At 65.8% G+C, this 24,313-nt stretch carries 17 protein-coding genes; 9 read left to right on the top strand and 8 right to left on the bottom strand.

Annotation, left to right across the window (positions count from 1 at the left end; translation table 11 throughout):
* Positions 1-64 precede the first annotated feature (64 nt).
* On the bottom strand, positions 65-1,795 hold the full coding sequence (locus IPP90_00155) for a peptide ABC transporter substrate-binding protein (protein MBL0169128.1): 1,731 nt from the start codon (positions 1,793-1,795) through the stop codon (positions 65-67).
* Between the two features lie 56 nt (positions 1,796-1,851).
* Positions 1,852-2,682 carry a hypothetical protein gene (locus IPP90_00150; protein MBL0169127.1) on the bottom strand — a complete coding sequence of 277 codons (831 nt, stop codon included), beginning with the start codon at positions 2,680-2,682 and terminating at the stop codon, positions 1,852-1,854.
* Positions 2,683-2,754: 72 nt separating this feature from the next.
* Here IPP90_00150 and gcvP point away from each other — a divergent pair, with 72 nt between their 5' ends.
* Complete coding sequence (gene gcvP, locus IPP90_00145) at positions 2,755-5,649, top strand: aminomethyl-transferring glycine dehydrogenase (protein MBL0169126.1); 2,895 nt, start codon at positions 2,755-2,757, stop codon at positions 5,647-5,649.
* Positions 5,650-5,722: 73 nt separating this feature from the next.
* On the opposite strand, the gene gcvH is transcribed toward gcvP, so the two are convergent.
* Genes gcvH through IPP90_00130 form a run of 3 tightly spaced genes read right to left on the bottom strand, consistent with a single transcriptional unit; the run spans position 5,723 to position 7,633 of the window.
* Entirely contained in the window at positions 5,723-6,109 is a 387-nt protein-coding gene (gene gcvH, locus IPP90_00140) for a glycine cleavage system protein GcvH (GenBank protein MBL0169125.1), read from the bottom strand.
* Positions 6,110-6,136: 27 nt separating this feature from the next.
* Positions 6,137-6,775 carry a dephospho-CoA kinase gene (locus IPP90_00135; GenBank protein ID MBL0169124.1) on the bottom strand — a complete coding sequence of 213 codons (639 nt, stop codon included), beginning with the start codon at positions 6,773-6,775 and terminating at the stop codon, positions 6,137-6,139.
* A 42-nt stretch (positions 6,776-6,817) separates the two neighbouring features.
* Positions 6,818-7,633, bottom strand: coding sequence for a helix-turn-helix domain-containing protein (locus IPP90_00130; protein MBL0169123.1), 816 nt, complete (start codon positions 7,631-7,633; stop codon positions 6,818-6,820).
* Between the two features lie 248 nt (positions 7,634-7,881).
* On the opposite strand from IPP90_00130, the gene IPP90_00125 reads away from it, so the two are divergent.
* Entirely contained in the window at positions 7,882-10,200 is a 2,319-nt protein-coding gene (locus IPP90_00125) for a PAS domain S-box protein (protein MBL0169122.1), read from the top strand.
* On the opposite strand, the gene IPP90_00120 is transcribed toward IPP90_00125, so the two are convergent.
* Together IPP90_00120 and IPP90_00115 are read right to left on the bottom strand one after the other, a co-directional pair.
* A complete protein-coding gene (locus IPP90_00120; protein MBL0169121.1) occupies positions 10,195-10,806 on the bottom strand; it encodes a thymidine kinase in 612 nt (203 codons plus the stop codon). The genes IPP90_00125 and IPP90_00120 overlap by 6 nt on opposite strands.
* 18 nt (positions 10,807-10,824) lie before the next feature.
* Positions 10,825-12,639, bottom strand: a complete 1,815-nt coding sequence (locus IPP90_00115) for a DbpA RNA binding domain-containing protein (protein ID MBL0169120.1) — start codon at positions 12,637-12,639, stop codon at positions 10,825-10,827.
* Positions 12,640-12,862: 223 nt separating this feature from the next.
* Between IPP90_00115 and IPP90_00110 the strand changes: the two genes are divergently transcribed.
* Together IPP90_00110 and IPP90_00105 are read left to right on the top strand one after the other, a co-directional pair.
* The gene (locus IPP90_00110) at positions 12,863-14,014 is read left to right on the top strand and encodes a pyridoxal phosphate-dependent aminotransferase (protein MBL0169119.1); all 1,152 of its coding nucleotides are present in this window, start codon (positions 12,863-12,865) and stop codon (positions 14,012-14,014) included.
* Between the two features lie 138 nt (positions 14,015-14,152).
* A complete protein-coding gene (locus IPP90_00105; GenBank protein ID MBL0169118.1) occupies positions 14,153-14,431 on the top strand; it encodes an Lrp/AsnC ligand binding domain-containing protein in 279 nt (92 codons plus the stop codon).
* A gap of 12 nt (positions 14,432-14,443) precedes the next feature.
* On the opposite strand, the gene IPP90_00100 is transcribed toward IPP90_00105, so the two are convergent.
* Positions 14,444-15,487, bottom strand: a complete 1,044-nt coding sequence (locus tag IPP90_00100) for a hypothetical protein (protein MBL0169117.1) — start codon at positions 15,485-15,487, stop codon at positions 14,444-14,446.
* 59 nt (positions 15,488-15,546) lie between these two features.
* Here IPP90_00100 and IPP90_00095 point away from each other — a divergent pair, with 59 nt between their 5' ends.
* From IPP90_00095 to IPP90_00075, 5 genes are all read left to right on the top strand, one after another.
* Positions 15,547-16,659, top strand: a complete 1,113-nt coding sequence (locus IPP90_00095) for a hypothetical protein (protein ID MBL0169116.1) — start codon at positions 15,547-15,549, stop codon at positions 16,657-16,659.
* Between the two features lie 31 nt (positions 16,660-16,690).
* On the top strand, positions 16,691-18,676 hold the full coding sequence (locus IPP90_00090; protein MBL0169115.1) for an ATP-binding protein: 1,986 nt from the start codon (positions 16,691-16,693) through the stop codon (positions 18,674-18,676).
* 24 nt (positions 18,677-18,700) lie between these two features.
* A complete protein-coding gene (locus IPP90_00085; protein MBL0169114.1) occupies positions 18,701-19,621 on the top strand; it encodes a hypothetical protein in 921 nt (306 codons plus the stop codon).
* A gap of 27 nt (positions 19,622-19,648) precedes the next feature.
* Positions 19,649-20,845, top strand: coding sequence for a DNA repair exonuclease (locus IPP90_00080; GenBank protein MBL0169113.1), 1,197 nt, complete (start codon positions 19,649-19,651; stop codon positions 20,843-20,845).
* Between the two features lie 1,771 nt (positions 20,846-22,616).
* A complete protein-coding gene (locus IPP90_00075) occupies positions 22,617-24,263 on the top strand; it encodes a GNAT family N-acetyltransferase (protein MBL0169112.1) in 1,647 nt (548 codons plus the stop codon).
* Positions 24,264-24,313: the final 50 nt, after the last annotated feature.

Here is a 24,313-nt window from a genome sequence, read left to right as displayed (position 1 = left end):
CTTTGGAGGGCGCGACCAGTCAGTCGCGCCAGTGTGCCGCGCGCGTCACTCGTGGCGGCGGAGTTCAGCGCGCGGTCCCGACACCGATCCGGTCGCGATCGATGCGTTGCGCGGGATCGACCGACCAGTCGGCGAGGTTGGCGTACCAGGCGTCAGCGCGGAGCGGCGCAATGCGAATGCGCCGGTGCAACACGACGAATGTGCGTTCCTCGTACAACCACACCGACGGCACATCGTCGATGGCCTGCTGAAAGGCGCGGGTCCAATAGCCACGGCTGCGCGAGGCATCGAAGGTCGTGAGCGCACTGTCCATCAGCGCGTCGAACGCGGGACTGACGTAACTCTGATAGTTCCCGTCGCCTCGTGACGCCCACGTCTGACGCATGCCCTGGAGGCCCGGATTCGGGGCCCATCCACCCATCCACGCGTCGAAGTCGCGCGCCTCAAGGCGTGGTCCAAGTGCGGTTGGTCCGTCGAGTGGTTGCAGCGTCACCTTCGCCCCGACTTCCTTGAGCGCCGCTTGTATGAGTTCCGAGAGCTTCATGCGTGTTGGACTGGACGACGGAACAAGCAGCTCGAAGGCGAGTGCCTGGCCCTCATGCTCGCGCACCCCGTCGCCGTTGGTGTCCATCCATCCGGCACTATCGAGCATCCCTCGCGCGGCAGCCATATCGTAGGGAATCGCCCGCAGCGCCGAGGTATCCGGAATCAGAACACGCGGTGCCGGCGCCAAGCCCACCATGCCGAGCGAGTCAAGTGCAGACCGGATCATGCGGGATCGGTCAAGCGCCATCGCCAGTGCGCGGCGTACACGCAGATCACCGAAGACCGGATGGGGTAACGGAGCACCGTTGGCCACCGACCGCCGCGCTTGCAGGTTGAATCCGAGAAACCCGTATCCCAGCGGCCGGTTGTCTTCGAGTCGGAGCGAGGGCGAGCTGGCAACCTGTGGAATATTCTCGGGTTTGATTTTCTCCAGGAAATCGGCTTCGCCGGCCAGCAGTTTCACGGTGGCAGCGCCCATGTCCGACACGAACGTCCAGATGACACGGTCAAGCTTCGCTCGGCCCCGCAGGTTTGCCGTGTCGGCGACAATCTCCAGCCGGGTGCCCGCGTCCCACTTTGCGAAACGGAAGCGGCCGGTCCCCACGGGCTGGCGACCGAAGGGCGCGTTGAGCAACGCGGAATCGGGCAGTGACGCCAACAGGTGTGACGGAAGGATGAACATGCTGTATGTCGCATCCATGAACTGTTGCGGCGTGCGACGCTTGAACCATACCACCGCGGTCAGTGAGTCCCGCACGGATACGGAGTCGATGTTGCCAAGCAATGAACGGGCTTCGCTGAGGACCGCGTCGGACGTGTATGCATGGAATGTGTATTTCACGTCTTCTGCGCGGACTGGCGCGCCATCGTGCCAGCGCGCTCGCGGATCGAGGGAGAAGTCGATCGAGAGCGAATCGGGTGCCCAATGCCAGCTGCTGGCCAGTCTTGGAACGAACCCGACGTCGCCGACGGTGCCAAGCTCCGGGCCAATTTCCGCGAGGCGATCGAATACGGACGCGACGACGGCCATCTCCTGCGTGCCGTTTGCGCGCGGTGGGAACAGCGTCTGCGGCTCGGCGGCCTGAACAATCACCATCGTCCCACCGGTCTCGCCGGTCACGACGGGGTCACCTCCCGAGCACGCCGTCAGCAGCCCCGCAGCGGCGGCCAGCAGTGACCGGGCACGCCGACGCGAAACAACCGGAGTGGCGATTCGTGGCTGACGAGAGGGCCGGAGAACGATGGGCATCGCGAGAGGGTTCTGATGGGGGAAGAATCGCTGTGCGGTAGGATGCGGAACGGCGGCTATCGGCGCCAGAGCCATGTCGGGTCACGATAGCGCACTTCGTGACGGGCCACGTCGGCTTCATTGAGCAAGACGGACGCCGATGTGACACCACCCCCGTGACGGGTCGACAGGCATTCGCGCAACGCGTCCTCGAGTGCGTCAGTGACGCGTTCCCATGTGGGCGTGTCTGACAGGCACGCACCAAGGGATGCGGCCGGAGCGGTCGCGGGTTGCGGGGAGCGCATGGCCGACTGCAGGAGGGACTGGCAGTCGGTGAGCAGAATGCTGCCGTGCTGCAGATATGCGCCACGTTCCCGCCACACGGCGCTTCCCACCAGCTTCGCACCGTTCACCACCAATTCGCCTGGTGCCGGCTGGTCGAAGCACACCGGGCCCTCGGGACGCAACAGCGGCGCATCAGGTCGCGACGCCAACTCGACGGAAACACCGAGTTGGCGGAGGGCACGCAGCAGCACGATGTTGATCGCCGCGTACGCGGTCGTCCATGCCACGTGGTCAGCCAGGGGCAGCGTCACGCTGTAGGTGACCTCCGAGGCGTGCAGCAGGGCGCGGCCTCCGGTGGGCCGACGCACGGCATCCAGTCCGGCCGCCGACAGTGTATCCGGGTCGAATCGATCACGCACGGCCTCATGGCGTCCAAACGAAATGGTGGGACGCTCCCACGAATACGTACGCCACACGGCGAATGCGCGGTCTCGCGCCGACGCCAGCAAGGCGGTATCGACCGCCATATTGTGCGCACCGCCCGCCGGCATGCTGCGGACGGTTCGCCACTCGGCCGGCAGGTCGGTACCCCACGGCGCGCGGTTCAACGATTCGTTGCCCATGGCGATAAGTTTACCGTGTTCATCTCCAGATTCCGGCGCCCCCGAGCTTCGGCTCGTTTCTCGAGGAAGGTCATGGCAACGCGTACTGCATCGTCGTCGTCCTTTGCGGCTGATTCATTCATCCCGCGCCACATCGGTCCCAATAATCCCGAGCAGCGGGAGATGTTGGCGTCACTCGGCTACGATTCACTGGATGCCTTCATCGACGCCGTGGTTCCGGAGTCGATCCGGTTTCGTGGCACGTTGGCGACCGGTCCGGCGCGAAGCGAGCCCGAGGTGCTGGCGGCGCTCAAGCGCATGGCGTCACGCAACAAGGTATATCGCTCGCACCTGGGCATGGGGTACTACGGGACGCATACCCCCGGCGTGATCCTGCGCAATGTGATGGAGAATCCGGCGTGGTACACGGCGTATACGCCCTATCAGGCCGAGATCGCCCAGGGACGACTGGAAGCGCTGCTCAACTACCAGACGATGGTCATCGATCTCACGGGCCTGGAGATTGCCAACGCCTCCCTGCTGGACGAGGGTACGGCGGCGGCCGAAGCAATGGCGCTGGCGATGGCCTCAAAAGGCAACGGTGCACGGAATACGTTTGTGGTCGCGTCCGACTGCCATCCGCAGACCATCGAGGTGGTTCGCGCCCGCGCCGAAGCGCGCGGCGTGCATGTGGTGGTCGCCGACGCTGCGACGCTGACCGTCGATGAGACGGTGTTCGGCGTGCTGTTGCAGTATCCGGGGACGGATGGCGCGATCGTGGACTATCGCGGACTGTGCGAGCAGGCACACGCCGAGGGCGCCATGGTGATCGCGGCGACCGATCTGCTCTCGCTTTGCCTGTTGTCGCCGCCCGGTGAGTGGGGGGCGGATATTGCGGTGGGTAGTGCGCAGCGATTCGGCGTGCCCATGGGATTTGGCGGACCGCACGCGGCGTTCTTTGCCACACGGGATGAATTCAAGCGGCTGTTGCCGGGTCGCATCATCGGCGTTTCGCGCGATGCCGACGGCAATCCGGCGCTGCGCATGGCGCTGCAAACGCGTGAGCAACACATCCGTCGCGAGAAGGCCACCAGCAACGTCTGCACCGCGCAGGTGTTGTTGGCCGTCATGGCGGGCATGTACGCCGTGTATCATGGACCGGAAGGACTGGCGCGCATCGCGCTGCGTACGCACGGCCTCGCGGTTGCCCTGGCGTCCGGACTCGAGAAGCTGGGGTTCTCGATCACGCACGAGAACTACTTCGACACGATTCGCGTCGAGGTGGGAGCGCACGGGCAGGAAGACATCCTGACCGCCGCCGAGGCCCATCACATGAACCTGCGCGTGCTGGCTCCCGGCGCGCTGACGGTGGCGCTCGACGAGACCACGACGCCGGCCGATATCGTGGATTTGTGGACGGTGTTCAACGGCGGTGACGTCCCGGATTTTGCGTTCAACGATGTGGCGAGCGATACCGATCCGCGATTTGACGAACGCTTCCGCCGGGTCTCGTCATACCTCACGCATCCGGTCTTCCATCGCTACCGGAGTGAGACGGAGATGCTGCGATATCTCTACGCGTTGCAGGCCAAGGACTTCTCGCTGGTGCACGGCATGATTCCGCTGGGTTCATGCACCATGAAGTTGAACGCGACCGCCGAGATGATTCCGGTGACCTGGCCGGAGTTCGGCCAGTTGCATCCGTTCGCGCCTGCGTCGCAGACGGAAGGGTATGCGGCGATGTTCCGCGAACTGGAGCAGGACCTGGCCGAGGTGACGGGATTCGCGGGTGTGTCGTTGCAGCCCAACGCCGGATCGCAGGGCGAGTATGCGGGTCTGCTGGTCATTCGGGCGTATCATCACGCGCGTGGTGACCAGCATCGGACCGTGTGCCTCATCCCGCAGTCGGCGCACGGCACCAACCCGGCCAGCGCGGTGATGGCCGGATTCTCCGTGGTGGTGGTGAAGACGGATGCCGACGGCAACATCGATGTCGGCGATCTGCAGGCCAAGGCCGAGCAGCACGCCGCCAATCTGGGCGCGCTGATGGTCACGTATCCGTCCACGCATGGCGTGTTTGAAGCGCGCATCAAGGAGATCACGGCCATCGTGCATCAGCATGGCGGCCAGGTGTACATGGATGGCGCCAATATGAATGCGATGGTGGGCATTTCGCGCCCGGGCGATCTGGGTGCGGATGTGTGCCATCTCAACCTGCACAAGACGTTCTGCATTCCCCACGGCGGGGGCGGTCCGGGCATGGGTCCGATCGGCGTCGCGCCGCAACTGGTGCCGTTCCTCCCCACGCACCCGGTGATTTCGACCGGAGGCAGTTCACCCATTGGACCGGTGTCCGCGGCGCCGTGGGGCAGCGCCAGCATTCTGCCGATCTCGTTCGTGTACATCCGCTTGATGGGTGGCGACGGATTGGCCCACGCGACGAAGCTGGCCATTCTCAACGCCAACTACATCGCGAAGAAGCTCAAGGCGCACTATCCGGTGCTGTATCGCGGCCAGAACGGGCTGGTGGCACACGAGTGCATTCTCGATACGCGCACCGTCAAGGGCGCCGCCGGCGTCGAAGTGGAAGACATGGCAAAGCGACTGATGGACTACGGCTTCCATGCGCCGACCATGTCCTTCCCGGTCGCGGGCACCATGATGGTCGAGCCGACTGAAAGCGAATCCAAGGCCGAGCTGGATCGGTTCATTGAAGCGATGATCGGCATCCGCCACGAGATCGCGGCGATCGAGCGCGGCGAGGCGGATCGGGAGAACAACGTGCTCAAGCGCGCGCCGCACACTGCGGCGCATGTGACCAGCGATGCGTGGGACCGGCCGTACTCGCGGGAGCAGGCGGCGTATCCGACCGCCTGGACGCGGGAGCGAAAGTTCTGGCCAACGGTCGCCCGGATTGAGAGTGCGTTCGGGGATCGCAACCTGGTGTGCGCGTGTCCGCCCATCGAGGAATACGCGGCCGCGCATTGACCGCGTAGTGGCCCGGTACGCGAAGGCCTCGGACCCGTTGGCGGGTCCGAGGCCTTCGCGTTGCGGCAGTCGGCTACTCGCCCAGTTGCGTCGTGTACTCCGCCGCCGTCATCAGCCCCGCGTCTCCGCCGGCGCTCACGCGCACCTTGATCATCCACCCATCGCCATACGGATCGGTGTTGATCAGGGCCGGCTCGCCGTCCAGTCGTCCGTTCACTTCCACGACTTCGCCAGCCACCGGCATGTACAGTTCGGACACCGCCTTCACGGCTTCGACCGTGCCGAAGACATCGTGTGAGCCATAGGCGGTGCCGACCTTGGGCAGTTCCACATAGACGATGTCGCCCAGTTCGCCCTGCGCAAAATCGGTGATGCCGATCGCCACGACGCCAGCGTCGTCGGTTGAACGGACATACTCATGTTCCTTCGTGTAGCGCAGATCGCCTGGGATATTCGACACGGTGTACTCCGAAGAGAAATCGGGACGTCAGGAAGCCGGCGTCGTCGTGCGCCGCCGGTCGGCCAATTCGAGAATGATGCGCCAAACTTCGGCCACACGTGCTTGAAGTTGCTCTGGTGTACCGTCGTTGTCGATGACCCAGGTCGCCTTGGCGCGTTTCCGGTCGCTCGGCCATTGGGCCGCGATCATGGCTTGCGCCTCGTCCGCTGTCAGCCCACGGTCCCGCACCAGCCGATCCCGGCGCATGTCAGCCGGAGCATCCACCAGCACGATGCCATCGAAACCACGTTCGAGTCCCACCTCGAACAACAGTGGAATGTCCGAAATCACCACGGGGTCGCCGCGGTCGGCGGCCGAGCGCAGGCGGGCGTCGCGTAGCTGTTGCACGGCCGGGTGCACGATGGCATTCAGGGTGTTCCGCGCGGTCGCGTCGCCAAAGACTCTGGTGCGCAGCGCGGCGCGATTGAGCGATCCGGTGGCCGTGAGGACGTCGGGGCCGAAGTGCGCCACCACGGCCTTGAATCCCGGGGTGCCGACGGCCACGGCTTCCCGCGCCAGGATATCCGCGTCGATGATGGTGGCGCCACAGGCCGCCAGTTGGCGCGCCACGGTGCTCTTGCCGCTGGCGATGTTGCCGGTCAGGCCGATGTGCAGGGGCGCGGGCATTTTGGGAAACAACCCCGACGACCTTCGAACAGCAACTGCCCGCTACGCGGCGGCGCTCTCCGACAGGTCGTCTTCGTGCGCGCCGATCTCGCGCCGCTTTTCGCGGTTGACGAGCAATTCCTGAATGACCCAGCCGGCGCCGCCGCGCAGTCGAATCTGATGCGGCGTGCAGCCCAGGTAGCGCTGGCAGGTGTTTCGGAACGCGCTGCCCGACGGAAAGTCGAGTGCGCTGGCCACACCGTCGGCACTCCGCGATCCGTCCTCGAGCATGCTGGCGGCGACGATCAGCCGGCCCCAGGTGAGCATCTGATGCGGGGGCGGAAGCTGCGCGCCTTCGAGTCGCTTGGACAACAGACGACGGGAGACGGCGATGAGCCGGGCCAGGCTGTCCGGCGTGAGGCGTTCGTGGGCACGGGTCACCGATAGCATCACGGCGTCACGCACGACACTGCGCAGGCCGGCGAGATGCGGCTTGAGCAGACTGGACACGCTGCGTGCTTCCGCCTGATCGAGCAGCGCGGCGAGCGCGGCAGGGGTGTCCGTCTCTTCGGCCACCACCAGCACATCGATGCCACATCGGCCGGCATCAAACATGTCCTTCGCCCGTTCCCGTGTGACGTCGACGTAGGCGACGAGCGCCGCGCGCGGCACGCGCACCCGCAGCTGACGCACGCGCTCGAAATCGGCGCGTCCGTCAACGTACAGGTCGAAGACCACCACGTTGATTGGCCCGCGCTCGCACGCACGGGTCAACGAAGTCCAGTCCTCGCACGGCACGAAGCGATACCGGTCACGCGCCGCACTGCGAAGGCGCGCGAGCCGGGGCTCATGGGCGAGGAGCGTCGCGATTACACCCATGCGACGATCCGCTCAGATAGGGGGAAGCATTTAGCCAGCATCAGCCAGTAGACGCCGGGTCCCGGGAAAGCGTCACAGTCCCGGCCAACCCGCTGGGGCTGCCCGCCGTGACTGCACTGACACAGTTCGAGGGAGCCGATAGTATTCAGCGGACGACGATGTCCACCACTGTGTCACTTCGTGCCAGCCTTGTGATAGATCCGGATCCCCACCATCGAAAAGAATCGGCCGACGTCGTCGGCACGGACATGACCGACCACACCCAGACGCTCGCCGCCCTGCGTGAGTCCGAGGCGAGGTTTCGCGCGGCGTTGGACGCGGGATCGGACGCCTTTGTCATCGCCAACGCGGTGCGTGATGGCGCGGGTGAACTGGTCGACTTTCTGGTGGTCGACGCCAGCATCCGGGCGGCGGCACTGGTGGGATTGCCGGTGTCGGCGCTGGTCGGGCGCCCCTTGCTGGAGGCATTTCCGCTCAGCAAGACGACCCGCCTGTGGGAGCAGTGCGTCGAGGTGGTGCATTCGCGCGTCCCGTTCGCGATGTCGCAAGCGGCCCCGGTTCCGGAGATGCCGGGACGTTGGGTGCAGCGTCAGATCGTTCCGCTGGGCGATGGTGTGGCCATCTCATCACGCGACGTGACGACCCAGCAGCGCGAGCATGAGGCGTTGGAGGCGAGCGAGGCGCGCCATCGGCAGCTCTTCGAGGCCAGCGCAGCGATCCAAATGATCGTCGACGTTGATTCGGGGTCGTTGATTGACGTCAATCCGGCGGCGGAGGCGTTCTATGGCTGGCCGCGCGAGAGCATGCGCACCATGCGCATCATGGATTTCAATGGCACATCACTGGAGGACTGGATCGTCGACGGTTCCGATGCGCGCGGCCGTTCGGAGCGTCCGGCGATCTGCCGACATCGCATTGCCACCGGCGAGCGACGTGATGTTGAGATCGCCGCGAGTCCGGTGGTCATAGACGGCCGCCACGCGCGTCACCTGATCGTGCACGACATCACCGACCGCATTCAGGCTGAAGTACAGCTGCGCGAGTCGGAAGCCCGATTCCGCGCCGTGATCAACGACATGAGCGAAGGCGTCGTGGTGCACGATGCCTCCGGCGCGATTCGCGTGTTCAACCCGGAAGCGGAACGCATTCTCGGGCTGACCGGCGCGCAATTGGTGGGCTTGCAGCCGGTGGCGCACGATTGGCAGGCCGTGCACGAGGACGGAACCGTGTGGTTGCCCACCGATCATCCCGCGATGCGCGCGTTGCGATCGGGCCGTCGGCAACCGCGGACTTTGATGGAGATTCGTCGTGGCGACGCGGCCCATGTCTGGTTGCAGGTGACCGCCGATCCGCTCATTCGTACTGGCGAGCAACTGCCCTACGCCGCGGTGGCGGTCTTCTCCGACGTCACCGCGCAGCGGCAGACCGAGGAACGGCTACGGCAGGCGCAGAAGCTCGAAGCCATCGGACAGCTGGCGGGCGGCATTGCCCACGACCTCAACAATATTCTGACGGTCATTCGCGGCGCGACGGGGTTCCTGCACGAATCGCTGGACGAGGCCTCGCCGTCCCTGGTGGACGTGCGCGCCATTGAAGGCGCGACGGCGCGCGCCGAGGCGCTGACCAACCAACTGCTGGCGGTTGGCCGTCGGCAATGGCTCCGCACGGAGGAGGTCGATCTGAGCGCCCTGATTCAGAACCGGTTTGCCACGATTCGCGACGAGTTGCCGTCGACCATTCGTGTCAGCCTGTCGTTGCGGGACGAACCTGTGCTGGTTCGCATTGATCGTCAGCAGGCGCTGGATGCCGTGCGCACCCTCGTCGACAATGCGCGCGCCGCGATGCCCGATGGCGGAACGCTCACCCTGACCACGACCGTGCGCCGGATCGATCGACCGCCGACCGGTGCTGACCATCCGTCGCCTCAACCGTTTGCGGTGCTCGAAGTGGCGGACACCGGCATCGGCATGAGCGAAGACGTGCGCAACCGTTTGTTTGAGCCTTTCTTCTCGACCCAACCCTTCGGTACGAATGCGGGCATGGGACTCGCGTCCGTGCATGGCATGGTCACGCAGTGTCACGGCTTCATTGAGTGCGAATCGATGCCTGGACGGGGGACCACGATGCGACTGTGTTTCCCGCTCGCCGCGGCACCCGAGGTGATCGCCACGCCGTCACGCGGTACGGAGGTGCAGGGCGCGTTGAGCATTCTGCTGGTCGATGACGATGCGATGCTGCGTGAATCCGCGCGTCGTATGCTCGACCGTCAGGGGCACCGCGTGCTGGCTGCGGCGTCCGGTTCCGACGCCCTGGCGCTGCTCGAGTCGAGTGCCGACGCCCTTTCGATCCTGGTCACCGACTTGACGATGCCGGGGATGGGCGGCATGGAACTGATTGCGGCCGTGCAGCAGCGTTACCCACAGCTGCCGATCGTGGCCATCAGCGGATTCTCGATGGACGAGTTTGCCCGACGCGAGCTGGATGCGCGGCAGGTGACCTTCCTCGGCAAGCCATTTGACGCCAACGGTATCGCGCTTGCCTTGAAGCGAGCGCTGGCCCTGTCATAGCAGCTGCTGCTGCCCCTCATCCTTTCGGGGGACGATGTGACACGCCCGACACCGCGCTTCGTAGCTGTCCGCCGCACCGACCATGATGGTCGGAGAATCGTACGACGCCGGCTTGCCCTCGATCAGTCGCTGATTGCGACTGGCCGGCGAGCCGCACATCACGCAGATCGCGTGCAGCTTGTCGACCACTTCCGCCACCGCCATCAGCTGCGGCATGGCCCCGAACGGTTCGCCCCGGAAATCGGTATCCGTGCCGGCGAGGATGACGCGCCGACCGCGATCGGCCAGCACGGACGCGACCTGCACGATGCCCGCATCAAGGAACTGCGCCTCGTCGATCGCAATGACCTGCGCCATCGGATCGAGGCGCAGCATGATCTGCGCCGACGAATCCACCGGCACCGCTTCGACGGTCCGACGATCATGACTGGAGATGGCCAGCAAGCCGGCGTAGCGATCGTCGAGGTGCGACTTGAACACCTGCACCCGTTTTCTGGCGATGGTGGCGCGACGCACGCGGCGCATCAACTCCTCCGACTTGCCGCTGAACATCACGCCCGCCACCACTTCGATCCATCCACCGGCCACCTGAAATCCGTCATTCATCGCATCAACCTCGTCGCGTTACTCGGCGCTTTCGGTCGGTGGCCGCTTGGCGTGCTTCATGCGTTCGCCGCGCTGCGACCATTCGCTGGTCCCCTCGGTGCGCTCGCGCGCCGGACGATCGCCAAATTCACGTCGCGCACCGGACGTCCCGAAATTGGCCCCGGATGCGCCGCCGCGCGATCCACCGCCACGCGAATCGCCACGCGAATCACCACGCGAATCACTGCGACCTTCACTGCGGGGACCGCGGGAGTCGGGGCGGGGGCCACCGCGCGGTGCCCCACGCTCGGGCCGTTCGTTCCGGTCGGTGCGCGGCGGGCCGAACGTCCGCGGTGGACGCCGTTCGGCGCGTTCACCACCGCGCTCGGTGCTGCTGCGCTCGTCGATTCTCGCACTGAGGCGACGGCCCTTCAATGAGACATCGGCCAGCGCCGCCACTGCGCGCGCCGCGTCCTCAGCCGACAGTTCCACCGTGGTATGCGACTCGAACATCTCCACGGAGCCAATCCGCGTCCCATCGATTCCCGCCTCGTTGGCCACCGCGCCGACAATGTCGCCAACGCGCACCTGGTCGCGCTTGCCAACCGCGAGGAACACGCGCTGCTTGCTGCCGGTGGAACCACCCTGCATGACGGACAGGCCGCGCGCGCCCCGGGCATCGCCACGCGCATCGCTGACCGCTGGACGCGCGGCAAGCTGCGTGGCTTCCGCTTTCAGCGCCGCCAGGTCGCGCAGCGTCGATTCATAGAGACGCAATGCGGCGGAGGCGATTTCCACGGCGTCGAAGGTGTCGAGCAATGGGGTGAGCAGAGCCAGTTCGCTGGCCGACGCGCCACCGCCATGCTGCAGGGTGCTGCGCACCGCAGCCCGCAGACGTTGGACGCGCGAACTGACCGACGACTTGCGTGTCGGCGGCGTCCACGCGGCTGCCGATCCATGCGTGAGGCGACGAAACGCCGGCAATTCCTCCGGCGTCAGCAGCGCCACGGCGTCGACCGGCTTGGTTGCCAACGCTTCGGTCAGCGACTCGGCGGAGGCCGGGGCATCCCAGAGCACCACCAGATTCACGTGCTGTGACGTGGGCTGCCGGACCACTTGCACCAGCAGTCCGTCCACCACGAGTCCCAGTCGGGCCAGCGCGCGGCGGGCGTCGTCGGCCGAAGGATCGTTGGCGGCGACGATGACCAGCGACGGCGGATCGACGGCGTCGAGCACCGCGCGAAGCGCATCGGCCCGACCGGCCCGTGAGGTCAACACATACGAAGGCGTCACGGCCAAGGGTGCTTCACCGGCCGGCGGTGGTGCAATGCGCCGGGCGCGATGCAACTGGGCTTCCAGGAACGCTTCGACGGCGGGTGTTTCGCTATCGATGGTGGCGACGCGCATCGTTTCAGGCGGAATGTCACCGAGCAGTGCTTGCAGGGCCTCGGCTTCTCCGTCGGCAAGCACCTCGTCAAGCCCGATGATGATCGCGGCACGCAGCGCGTCGACCCGTAATGCCGACTCGCGACGCAGGGCGAGCAGATCGGACGCGGTGCCCGTCACCAGCGCCACCGGCCCCGAGGCGAGCACGCGCCGTGCGCGGGCCACCTGACTGACCGGGACCACTCGGGAGGTGTCGTCGGCAAACAGCACGCGCGCTTGTTCGGCGGCGGTGAGTGCCTGCTCGATGGTGGGTGTGATAACGAGGCAGGCCGGTGCTGCGCTTCCCTCCACGTCGCGACTGCGTTCCACCCCTGGACGCATGGCGGCTGCCATGGTCCGCGCATCGGCCGGTCCCTGCAGCACCACATTCTGGCTGCGCGCCGCGCCTTCCCGTTCTTCTTCGCCCACGTCCCACCCCCGTCAGTTGTCGGTCAGCCTGGCCGCCCAACGGCCAGTGAATCACGCGCCCTTGGTTGAAACGGCAGGCGCGTGGCGCGCCACTCGCGGGCGCGCTTAGTTTGCGGACGCCCAGCGTCCGTCCCTCCAAGGTAGTCGAAACAGCGGGGGATCTCCACCGTCAGCCGCCCGTGACATGTCTCTCGTCTTCCAGCCGTCCCCGAACATCGCTCGAATGAAGGAGTCGGCCACGCTCGCCGTGGCGGCCAAGGCGCGGGCGCTCAAGGCGGCGGGGCGGTCGATTATCGACCTCGGCGCCGGCGAACCCGACTTCGACACGCCGGCCTTCATTCGGGAGGCGGCCGTCAAGGCCCTCGCGGAGGGGGCCACCCGCTACACCGCCACCGAGGGAATTCTTCCGCTGCGCGAGGCCATCGCGAACGATGCCAACCGGTACGTGCACGGATTGCCCGCCGTGGTCGCGAACGAGGTGGTCGTTTCGAACGGCTCCAAGCAGTCGCTGTACAACGCCTGCGTCTGCTGCTTTGGGCCGGGCGACGAGGTTTTGGTGCCGACGCCATCGTGGACGAGCTACTACGAGATGGTCGAATTGGCGCGTGCCACGGCGGTGCCGGTGTTTGGCGACCCGTCGAATGCGCTGAAGGTGACACGGGAGCAGTTGGCGGCATCGGCGACGCCGCGGACGAAGGGGCTGATGCTCAATTCGCCCAGCAATCCAACGGGCGCCGTCTACTCGCGCGAGGAGCTATCGGCCATCCTGACGCTGGCCGCCGAGCGGGGCTGGTGGGTGATTGCCGACGAGATCTACATGCGCATCGCGTATGACGGGCCCGCCGCATCGGTGCTGTCGATTGCCCCGACGCGCGACAATCTGATCGTGATCAACGGGGTGGCGAAGGCGTATGCGATGACCGGCTGGCGCATCGGCTGGTCGATTGCGCCGGTGGCGGTGACGAAAGCGATGACGGCGTTCCAGTCGCACACCACGTCCAATGCCGCCGCGGTTTCGCAGCATGCCGCACTGGCAGCGCTCTCGCGTGTGGATGAAGCGGACGCCGCCGTCTCGCACATGGTGCAGGAATTCCATCGCCGCCGTGACGCGGTGCTGAAGGCGCTCAAAGCGTTTCCGAAGGTGCGCTATGTGCATCCGGCGGGCGCGTTCTACCTGTACGTGAACGTCGAGGGATTCGAGGGCGCCGCCGACCCCGGGGCGACCTTTGCCGAGCGCGTGCTCGAGCGCGAAAACGTGGCCATTGTGCCGGGCAGCGCGTTCCTGACGCCGGATTGGATTCGCATGAGCTACGCGACCACCGAGGCGCTGGCGGTGGAGGGGATCACGCGCATTGCGCGGACGGTGGGGGGGTGAGACGGAAGACAGGAGACGGGAGACGGGAGACGCTTGAACGGCGGTGACCGTCCGGTCTTCCGAGGACCATTTTCACAGTGCAGTGTTCACTCGGGAGTCTCCCGTCTCCCGTCTCCCGTCTCCCGTCTCAACTCCCCCATGATCACCACCATCGTACTCGTCCAGGCCGAACCCAAGTGCATTCCGCAATGCGCCACCGCGCTGGCTGGCATCGACGGGGTGAGCGAGGTGTACTCGGTGTCCGGTGCCTGGGATCTGGTGGCGATAGTGCGGGTGGAGGACCTGGAACGCATTGCGACCGTGGTGACGGAGGAATTCGCCAAGGTCCCGGGCATTGTGCGCACGCAGACACTCACGGCGTTTCGTGCCTACAGTCGGAACGATCTTGAACAGGCGTGGGACATCGGGATCGAGTGACCGAGCGAGCGCTTACGGACAGCGCATCGACTCCTTGAAGATCTCACGCCATGCGTCGTTCTCGAAACGCATGGCGTGTGTCGCATCCAGCATCCGGTCGATGTGCCGGTACTTGGAACCGAAAAATATTTCGGCGTGACCGTCGCCGTCGACGTCCAGGATGTCGAGAAACGTGAGGCGGGGCGTGGAAAGTGCGTTGCCCAGCGTCGCATAACGATACGAGGGTCGGTAGCCGTACACGCCCTTGTCGAGCACCACGACCAACTGCCGGGGTCGTTGCGCGGTGGGCTGCAACGTATCCGGAACCTGTTCCGGATCGTTGAAGATCAGCAGGATCGAGGGTCGCGAACTGACGCCGGTGGACATCACGTGCACCTCGCGCTTGTAGCGCGCGAGCAGACTGATGGGGATCCCGGCCGACGGCGCAATCAGCGTCGGCACCTTGGCGAGGGCATCCTGTAATTCGCCGTCGGACAACGGCGTGACTGGCTTGACGGGCAGGGGTGAACCGGACAACGCCAACGTGACGGACGGTGGGGCGTCGGTGAGACCAGTGGGAATCAGATTGCAGCGCGGAATGCTGTCGAGTTGTCCGCTCGACTCCCACATACCGCGGCTGCTTTTCGCCACGCCGATGGCGCGTCCATCGCGAAGGGCGGTGAGCGTCTTACCGTCCCGGAGGTAGTTGACGTCGAAGGCCTTCCAGCCTCGCCCGCCCATCATCACCTGACGAAATCCGATGGCCCCGATGGTAGCGATTGGCGCGATGCCGCGACCCTGTTCATGCACGTACGTGCGGAACAGGATACGGGGCTTTCCGGCCAGTAACGCACTGTCTGCCAGCCATGTCGGATCGGCACTGAGTGACGATGCGCCCCCGCTGGTTGCGTTCTTGAGGCGATCGCAACCGGTGGTCAGCACCAGCGTCATGAGGAGCAGCCGCCAGGCACCGCACTGCCTGGTCGCGACGCGCGGGCGGATCGGAATCATGAATCGTGATGGCACGTCAACAGTTTCGATGGTCGGCCGGAGCGTGAAGACGAGGAAGTCAGGCACGATGCCCGATCCGCATACCCACGTTGTCCCGGCGGGGCTGGGGCGCTAGCGTCCGCTCCGTGCAAGACGAACGAGTCGCTTCTCCGGTTCAGGGTCGAATTTCCCTTGCCGACTCTGGTCCGAGTCTGGAGGCCCGCGCCACAGGCGGAATATGGCCTGACGGCGGCCTTCGTGCCGCGTTGCGGGCCTTGCGTCCGTTGGTGGGCAGTCGGGCCATTGACTCGGCGGGCTCCGCCGCGCCGCTGGAGCGATTTGCCATGGCCGGGGATCCACCGGCAGTGGCCAGTTGCGCGATGCTGGAGGAATTCGGCGCGCGGGTTGCCAACGTGGCGGCGGCTGTTGGGGTGGACGCATTTCTGGACGGCATCCAACGGAGCCGGATTCTGGGGCATCTCGATGGCTCGCCTATCCTCTTCGCAACCGTCGCGGCGGTCATTCGCCAGCGAATCGACCGGCGCATGGTCACGTGGGACGTGCCCCGCGTGCGTCATCTGGTCCTGGCCTCGCGGACGCATCTGGGCGAATCGCACTGGGCCGCCCTGCTGGCAACGAACGTCGATCCGATTGATGTGTCCGAATCCGGGCGTGACGAACTGCCATTGCATCCGCTGGCCGTTCGGGCGCGCGCGCTTGACGTCGTGGCCCAGGAACGAGAAACACTGGAGCGCCGGCTGGCGGCAGAATGGTGCCGCACCGAGCAGCGATGGCTGTGGATTGATGGCGGGATCTCCGGCAACCTCGCCGTTGATGCCGCGTCCCCGGCATTTGGTGTCGTGAAGTCGCACAACACGCTGTACGGGGACGTGGCGGCCGTGCGGGCAACGCTCGGTCTCGCCGTTGGCGAACGCAGTCCACTGTTTCTGGTCCAGCATCGCGGTCGCCGCGGCGTGGCCAGTTGGTACCTGCGCGTCCACGCCTCGGACGACGGCGATCCGCTGCACGGGTTGGTTCGGGTGGAACTCGCGCCGCCCCTTTCCCTCTTTCATGCGGCCGATGTGGCACGCGATCATCCGGAACCGGCGGCCGTACGCATACTCACCCGGCGTGCGGACGAAGTGAGCGGATGGATCCTCGCCGAGCGCGGGCCGATCGCACTCCCCGATCCGCGTTGGGACACTCTCACGTATGGCGTGTATGGGTGCGAGCAGTACCTGAAGGCCCTGATTGGCTGATGACGACTTCTCTTGCAGGCGACCGACCAACATGACCGTTGACGATGGACAGGAGTCGCCGCGCGGCGACGTGATTGGTCGCGTGGTGGCGACGGAGCGCAAGCCGAACACGCCGCACGAATTTCATTTCTGGACGGCGGTCGACGCGCCTATTGGCATCGGGACGATTGTGCGCGTGGAAAGCCCGGTAACCGTGGGCGCGCATGTGCCGCGCGTGTATGGCGTGGTGATGGAGGGCTTCAGCTACTCCGATTTGCAGTCGCCGTTGCACGATGTGCTGGGCCACGATGGATCGCCGTCCGGCGGTCTGCGGGCCGCCACCGAGCGCACGGAGATTCGCCTGTATACGGCGCACGTGCTGCGCCATATCCCCGAAGAGCCGCTGCAACCGGTTCCGCTGGGTGAGGTGTTTCTTGCCGAGGATGCCGATGTTGCCGTGGCGTTGCGCATGGATGGCTATCTGCGTGCCGAGTCGCGCACGGCCATCCCCGTCGGCGTGTATCGCGCCGGCGGCATGCTCTCGCCCATCTACGTGGATGCCGACTTTCTGGTGGGTCCGGAAGCCGCGCATCTGAACATCAGCGGTGTCTCCGGTCTGGCCACCAAGACCAGCGCCATCGAGTTTTTGCTGCAGAGCATCTTTGCGCATTTCCCCGCGCAGCGCGGCAGCGTGGCGGCCGTGTGCTTCAACGTGAAGGGGCCCGATCTCTGCTTTCTCGATCAACCCGGCAAACTGGACGACGCCGACCGCGAATTGTACGACCTGTTACAGGTGCCGGCCGAACCGTTCAAAGATGTGCGCTACTATGCCCCGTATACGGCGCGCGGCTTCGCGCTCAACACGCTGCGATCACATCCGTCGCTGGCCGACGACGTGCATCCGCTCACCTGGGGGCTTGGCGAAGTGCTGCAATTCGCCGAGGTGTTGCTCAACAAGGACGACGTCGATGCGAAAGCGGACGCCTTGATCGACTTCATCCGGGAACGGGTCGTCGGTCGCGATTTCGAGGAGCCCGGTTTTGCGCGCACGCATCGCGTGCAGTCGTTCGCCGATTTGGATGCCTGGTTCCGGGAGGTGTTGCGCAAGGTGGAGGATTCCAATGGCGACACGTGGCGCACGCATCACGCGGCCACGATCCGCAAAGTGCGCAATCGCCTGTCCAACCTGTCGACGCGCTGCGCCGGACTGGTGACCGATGATGGCGCCGTGTCCGACCTGCCATTCGGGACCTTTGATGATCGGGCCGTGTACGTGGTCGATGTTGCCAACGTCGAGGAAGACGCGCAGGACCTTGTGTTTGCGCGCGTCGTCTCGAAACTGCGCGAGCACCTGGAACGACGGGATCTGGGCGTCGACCACGTGATTGTGTTCGTGGACGAGCTCAACAAGTACGCGCCGAGCGATGGGCCCGACACCTATGTGCGGAAGATGCTGCTCGACATCTCCGAACGCGGTCGCTACCTGGGTCTGGTGCTGTTTGGGGCACAGCAATTCCGCTCGCAGGTGCACCGGCGGGTGGTGGGCAATGCGGGGACCACGATGTACGGTCGAATGGACGCGGACGAATTGGCCACTCCCGGGTATCAGGTCCTCTCTCCCGCTGTGAAGGCGCGTCTGGCCACGCTCGACAAGGGTCAGTTGATGGTGCGACATCCGCACTTTGCCCAACCGGTGTTTGTGCGCTTTCCCCGTCCGGCCGTGATGACGGGGCGGGAAGGCGTGGAACGTTTTCCGCAGGCCCCCGAGCCGTCGTTGGCATCGGCCGTGGCGCGGGATCTTCGGCGCCTCGACCGTGGTATCGATCTGGGATGGGTGCAGCAGGCGATTCTGCTGTATGAAGAGCCCGAGGTGCTGGCAGCGCGCAACGCGGTGCTGCGCCGGCGTCCTGATGACGTCAAGTCAACATTTACACGCGAGTTGCAGCGACGCGCCCGTCCCGGCGCCATCGACGCGGAAGCCATCGCGCCGAAGCCACGGACATTGCGCGGATTCGCTCCGGATGAATACGGTGGATAGAGGGCAGCGAGGTACATCGTGGCAGTGAAGGGTTCGCGCGGCACGCGGGCGGTCGTGGTCGTCGGCACGCTGGCGGTGTCGGCGTTTTCCAACGCGCACGCCCAGACTGCGGCGGGGCGCTCGGAATCCGTGCCTGCCGGTGTGTCGCTGATTGTCCGCCCGCGGGTTGGCGACACCCTGTGGTTGCAGATGGAGCAGACCATCGAGGTGTCCAGTCGTCCAACACGCACCCCGTTGCCGGACTACGGACCGCGCCGCGCGCGCGCCAGCACGCGCATCACGCGCTTGTTGCTGTACGCACACTCCTTGGTGGAAGCCAGTGACCTGTCGGTCACCACACTATTGGCCACCACGGACTCCATGGCCATGGGCGCTGGCACGCCATCGGCCACGCGACAACCGCAGTTGCTGCCGCTGCCGATGGACGGACGTCAGGTGCGCGTGCGCGTGACGCCCGATGGCGCGATGCGCGTCAATGATCCGCCGCCGGGCGCGATGGAGCTGGGTGCCACTTTGGCCGCCATGCCGGGGATGCTGCCAGCGGAAACGGTTCGTGTCGGTGATCGGTGGGAACGCGATATCGTGCTGCCGTCACTCCCCGTCAGCGGCTACCGTGCCGACGGTATCGTGCGCGCGCGGTTCCGCTTCGATTCGCTCACGCGCGGCGGGCGCGACGCATGGATTTCCATGGAAGGCTCTCTCCATCGCGATGGCACGTCGCGCGACTTGCCGGCCGGCACCCGCGTGATCACGGCGGGGACCATGCACGGCGTGTTGGTGGTCGACCGGCAACGGGCCTGGATTGTCGACGCGCGCACGGTGATGGACGTGCAGTCAGAGGTGTCGTCGGGCCCCGGCTCGGCCGCCGCGCCGGTGATGCTGGACCTGAGGATTCGGCAACGGGTCAGGGTGAGTGCGCCGGTGCAGCGGCAGGACGTGCTTTAAGACGGGGACGGGGCCCCCATTCCCCCTATGCGCCTTGTGCACCTCTCCGACCTCCATCTCGGGTTCCGCCAGTATCAGCGACTGACCCCCTCGGGGATCAATCAGCGCGAGGCGGACGTCGCGGGAACCGTGCAGCGTGCCGTGGCGCAGATTATCGCCCTGGCACCAGAGCTCATTGTGGTGGGCGGCGATGTCTTCCACTCGGTGCGGCCTTCCAATCCCGCCATTCTCCACGCGTTCCGCGCGTTTTCGGCGTTGCGTGACGCCTTGCCGGAAACACCCATCGTCATGGTGGCCGGCAATCACGACGCGCCGCGCACCACGGAAACGGGGTGCATCCTGCGGCTGTTTCGCGAAATCGGCGTCCATGTGGCCGACGCGAAGGCCGAACTGTTCACGTTTCCCTCGCGCGCCCTGGCTGTCCTCGCCGTGCCGGACGTGCCGGGAATCGATCGTCCGCCGCTGACACCGCCCGAGGGATTCAAGCACAGTGTCCTCGTGATGCACGGCGAAATCGCCGGCATGCTGCCGGCGTCGGCCGCGCCGGTGGATCGTGCGGCGATCGAGATCCCCGTGACTGAGCTGCACGCTGACGCCTGGAGCTACGTCGCCCTCGGCCACTACCATGTGTACCGCGAAGTCGCGCCACGCGCGTACTACAGCGGCTCGATCGACTACACCAGTACGAATCCGTGGGGAGAATTGCGCGAGGAACGCGAGCAGGGCGTTCCCGGCAAGGGATTCATCGAGCACAACCTCGTCAACGGCGCGCACCGCTTTCACCCCGTGACGCCGTCACGTCCGCTGCTGGACCTTGAGCCCATCGACGCCTCGGGGATGGGCGCCGCCGAAGTGGATGCCGCGCTGCGCATACGCGTCGACTCGGCGCCCGGTGGCATCGATGAGCGCGTGGTACGGGCCAGCATCCGCAACGTGCCGCGTCACGTCGTGCGCGAGCTCGATCATGTGTCGCTCCGTGAATACCGCAGGCGCGCCATGAATTTCCATCTCGATACCCGTCGCCCCGAACCGCTGGTCCGGCGTCGCACGGGTGAAGGGGCGCCCGGACGCCGCGCCACGCTCCCCGAAATTCTCGCCGAGCGGTTGCAGGAGCGTGTGCTGCCTCCCGGCATCGAGCGCGAACCACTGGTGACGCTTGGGCTTCGCTATCTGCAGCAGGCTGAAGACGCGGCCACTGCGGCGCTGCCCATCGCGGACAACTGATGCGCCTGCACTCCCTGCGACTGCAGAATTTCCGGCAACACGTCGACACCACCATCACGTTTGATGACGGGCTTACCGGGATTATCGGGCCAAACGGATCGGGAAAGTCGACACTCCTGGAAGCGATTGCCTGGGCGTTGTACGGCAATTCGGCCGCCCGCGGTACGCGCGACGGCATTCGGAATTCGCGAGCGGATTCGCGCGCGCCCGTGCGCGTGGAACTGGACTTCTCGCTGGCGGGTCATCGCTATCGCGTGCTGCGCGGACTGACCACCGCCGAGTGTTTTCTGGATGGGGGCGACTCGCCCATTGCGAGCACGATCACTGGCGTCACCGAACTGCTGCAGCGCCGGTTGGGCATGACGCGGTCGGAGTTCTTTCACACCTATTTCACGGGTCAGAAAGAACTGGATGTCATGGCCACACTCGGCCCGTCCGATCGTGCCCGCTTTCTGTCGCGCGTACTCGGGTATGATCGCCTGAGCGGCGCACAGGAGTTGGTGCGCGAACGTCGCCGTGCGCTGTTGGCCGAAACGAATGGGCTCAAGCAGGGCATGCCCGATGCTGACGCGGTGTGGCGCATGCTGGCGGAGGCGGAGGCGCGTGTGGCAGTCGCGCGCACGCGGGCGGCAGAATCGGAAGTGGCGCGGGCGGCAACCGCCGAACGGCTGACCGCGGTCGCTCCGCAGTGGGCCGGTGCGCAGGCCGAACGTGAGCGCGCGCAACAGATGCTGGGGGAAATGCGCGTCGCCGAGAACGAGGCGCTGGCGTTGGCCCGAGATGTCGAGCGGTTGGATCGCGACATGGCGGCGATTGCGACGGCGCAGAGTGAATTGGCGCCGTTGGTGGCCGAGATGCAGCCGATGGCTGATTTGCGCGCGCAGTTGGCCGTGCAGGACGGACTGGCCGCGGCCGAAGCGCGACGACAGGCGCTGTTAGAGCGGTTAAGAGGGTCGGCGGAGGAAGAAGCACGCCTCAACGAACGGGGCGGCAAGCTGGAGTCGGCGCCGGCGCTGGAAGTGGAAACAAGCCAGCAACTGAGTGCGGCACGCGCGACGTTGCTGACAGCAGAACAGACGCTTGAGCACGAACGCACCATCTGGGTGCGCGACAAGCAGGAAGCAGAGACTCGGCTGGAGGCGTTGCGCGCCCAGTACAGCGAGCTGGTGCAGCAACGCGAAACCCTGGAAGGGTTGGGCGAGGAAAGCCCGTGCCCAACCTGTGGACGTCCACTGGGCGCGTCCTACCGCACGGTGCTCGACCTGCTGTCGGAGCAGGTCGAGACGGTGCGCATTGACGGTAACTACTATCGACAGCGCGTCGATCAGCTGAGCAAGGCCCCCGAGGCGATCGATGCGCTGGATGAACAACGCCGCGCGGCGCAGCTGGAAGTGGCGGCCGGTGAGCGCCGGTTGACTCGCATCCACTCGGCGATCACCGAGCTGGCCGCGTTGCGTGAGCAGCGCACGGCGTTGTCGGCGCGACTGGAGGAGACACGTCTGGCGCTCGCGTCGCTGCCCATGGGTTACGATGCCGGGCAGCATGGCGTGTTGCGCGCCTCGGTGGCGCGTCTGGCCGATGTCGAGACGCGCGCGGCGCGGCTGGGCGGGCTGGTGGAGCGCGAAAGCGCCACGCGAGCGGAGCGGCTGCGGGTGGGGTCCGCGCTGGAAGTCGCGCGCCAGCGAGTGGTTGCGCTCGATGCGCAACGAGGAAGCGCGGACACTCGGACGCCGAATTCGCGGCCGTGCGCGATGCACACGAGAGGGCGGCTGTGGAAGCGCGCCGCGCCGAGTTGGAGTCGGTGGCGGCGCTGGCCGACGCCGATCGGGCGCGGGCCGAGATGGAAGCGGCCGAACGTGGCCGTCGTGAGTTGGCGCGATTGCAGGAGAAACTTGAGGAACTGGAGCGCGAAAAGCGGATGCATGACGAGCTGGACCGCGCGCTGACCGACCTGCGAACCGATCTCAACTTCCAGTTGCGCCCCGAGCTGTCTGACATTGCCAGCCGATTTCTCGCCGATCTCACCGACGGGCGCTACAATGCACTGGAGTTCGACGAGGACTACACCCTCGTTGTGCTCGAGGACGGACTGCCCAAGCCGGTTATTTCCGGTGGCGAAGAGGATTTGTGCAATCTCGTGTTGCGACTGGCCATCTCGCAGATGATTGCGGAACGGGCGGGGCAGGCGTTCTCGTTGTTGATTCTCGATGAAGTGTTCGGGTCGCTGGATGACACGCGTCGGGGCAACGTCATCGAGATGCTGCGTCGGTTGAACGATCGTTTCGAACAGGTCATTGTGATCACGCATATCGAGCAGGTCCGCGAAGGACTGGATCGCGTGCTGGTGGTGCGCTTCGACGAGGAGCGCGGCGCCAGTACGGTCACGCCCGGTGCGACGGTCACTAGCGGACGGCGACACCAGCTGACGCGGTGCTCGATCTCGACGCTGACGACGCGATCGTTCCGCAACGCCCGCCCGATGGATTGCCCCTTGGTGGCGACCGTTGATGACATCGACGGACTGAACGAGGTGTTCACCGAAGCGTTCACGGAGCGCTATCGGCGCGATGGCCTGACCGGCGTACGGGTACCGGCGCTCCATCCATCCATCTGGCGGTACGCCATCGTCGACGCCGGTGACGGCGCACTCTGCTGGCGCGATGAACGCGGCAAGATTGCGGCCTTCAACATTGTGCATCGCTCGGGAACCGAAGGTTGGATGGGGCCGCTGTGCGTGCGCCCCGACCAGCAGGGGATGGGGCTGGGCAAGATCATCGTGGAAAGCGGGATGAGCCTGCTGCGTCGCGAAGGCGCCAAAGTCATCGGGTTGGAAACGATGCCGCGCACGATGGACAACATCGGCTTCTACTCGGCGTTGGGATTCCTGCCGTCGCATCTGACGGTCACGCTGACGCTTGACGCGGCACTGGGCGATCACACGCCGTTGCTACTGTCGCGCCTTGCCGGACTGGAGAAGGAAACCGCGCTTGAACAGTGTCGACTGCTCACCTCACGCGTAATGCCGGGCTACGACTTCACCCGAGAACTGGAACTGACCGACCGCATGTCGCTGGGCGACACGGTGCTGCTGGGAACGGCCACCGCGCCAACGGGATTTGCCGTGTACCACACGGTGCCGCTGGTGGAAGGGCGCACGCGCGACGAACTGCGCGTGCTCAAGCTGGTGCTGGAACGTCGCACCGACTTGCCCAAGCTGGTGGGAACGCTGGCCGACCTTGCCCGTCGCGTGGGCACGCGTCGCATCGCCATACGATTGCAGGGCGACTATCCCGACGCCTACCGCATGCTGGTGGGACTCGGCGCGCGCGTGCGGTGGACGGATTTGCGGATGAGCGCGTACGGCTGGAGCGAAGTGGCGCCGGGGAGTGGGATGGTGTTGTCGAACTGGGAGATCTGAAAAGAAAGACGGGAGACGGGAGAATGGAGACGGGAGACGTCCCGCTTGCT

This window comes from Gemmatimonadaceae bacterium (genome assembly GCA_016720905.1).
In the GTDB taxonomy this organism is placed as follows: domain Bacteria; phylum Gemmatimonadota; class Gemmatimonadetes; order Gemmatimonadales; family Gemmatimonadaceae; genus Gemmatimonas.
The sequence above is the reverse complement of the archived record's forward strand: the minus strand, read 5'-3'. Positions and strand labels throughout refer to the sequence as shown.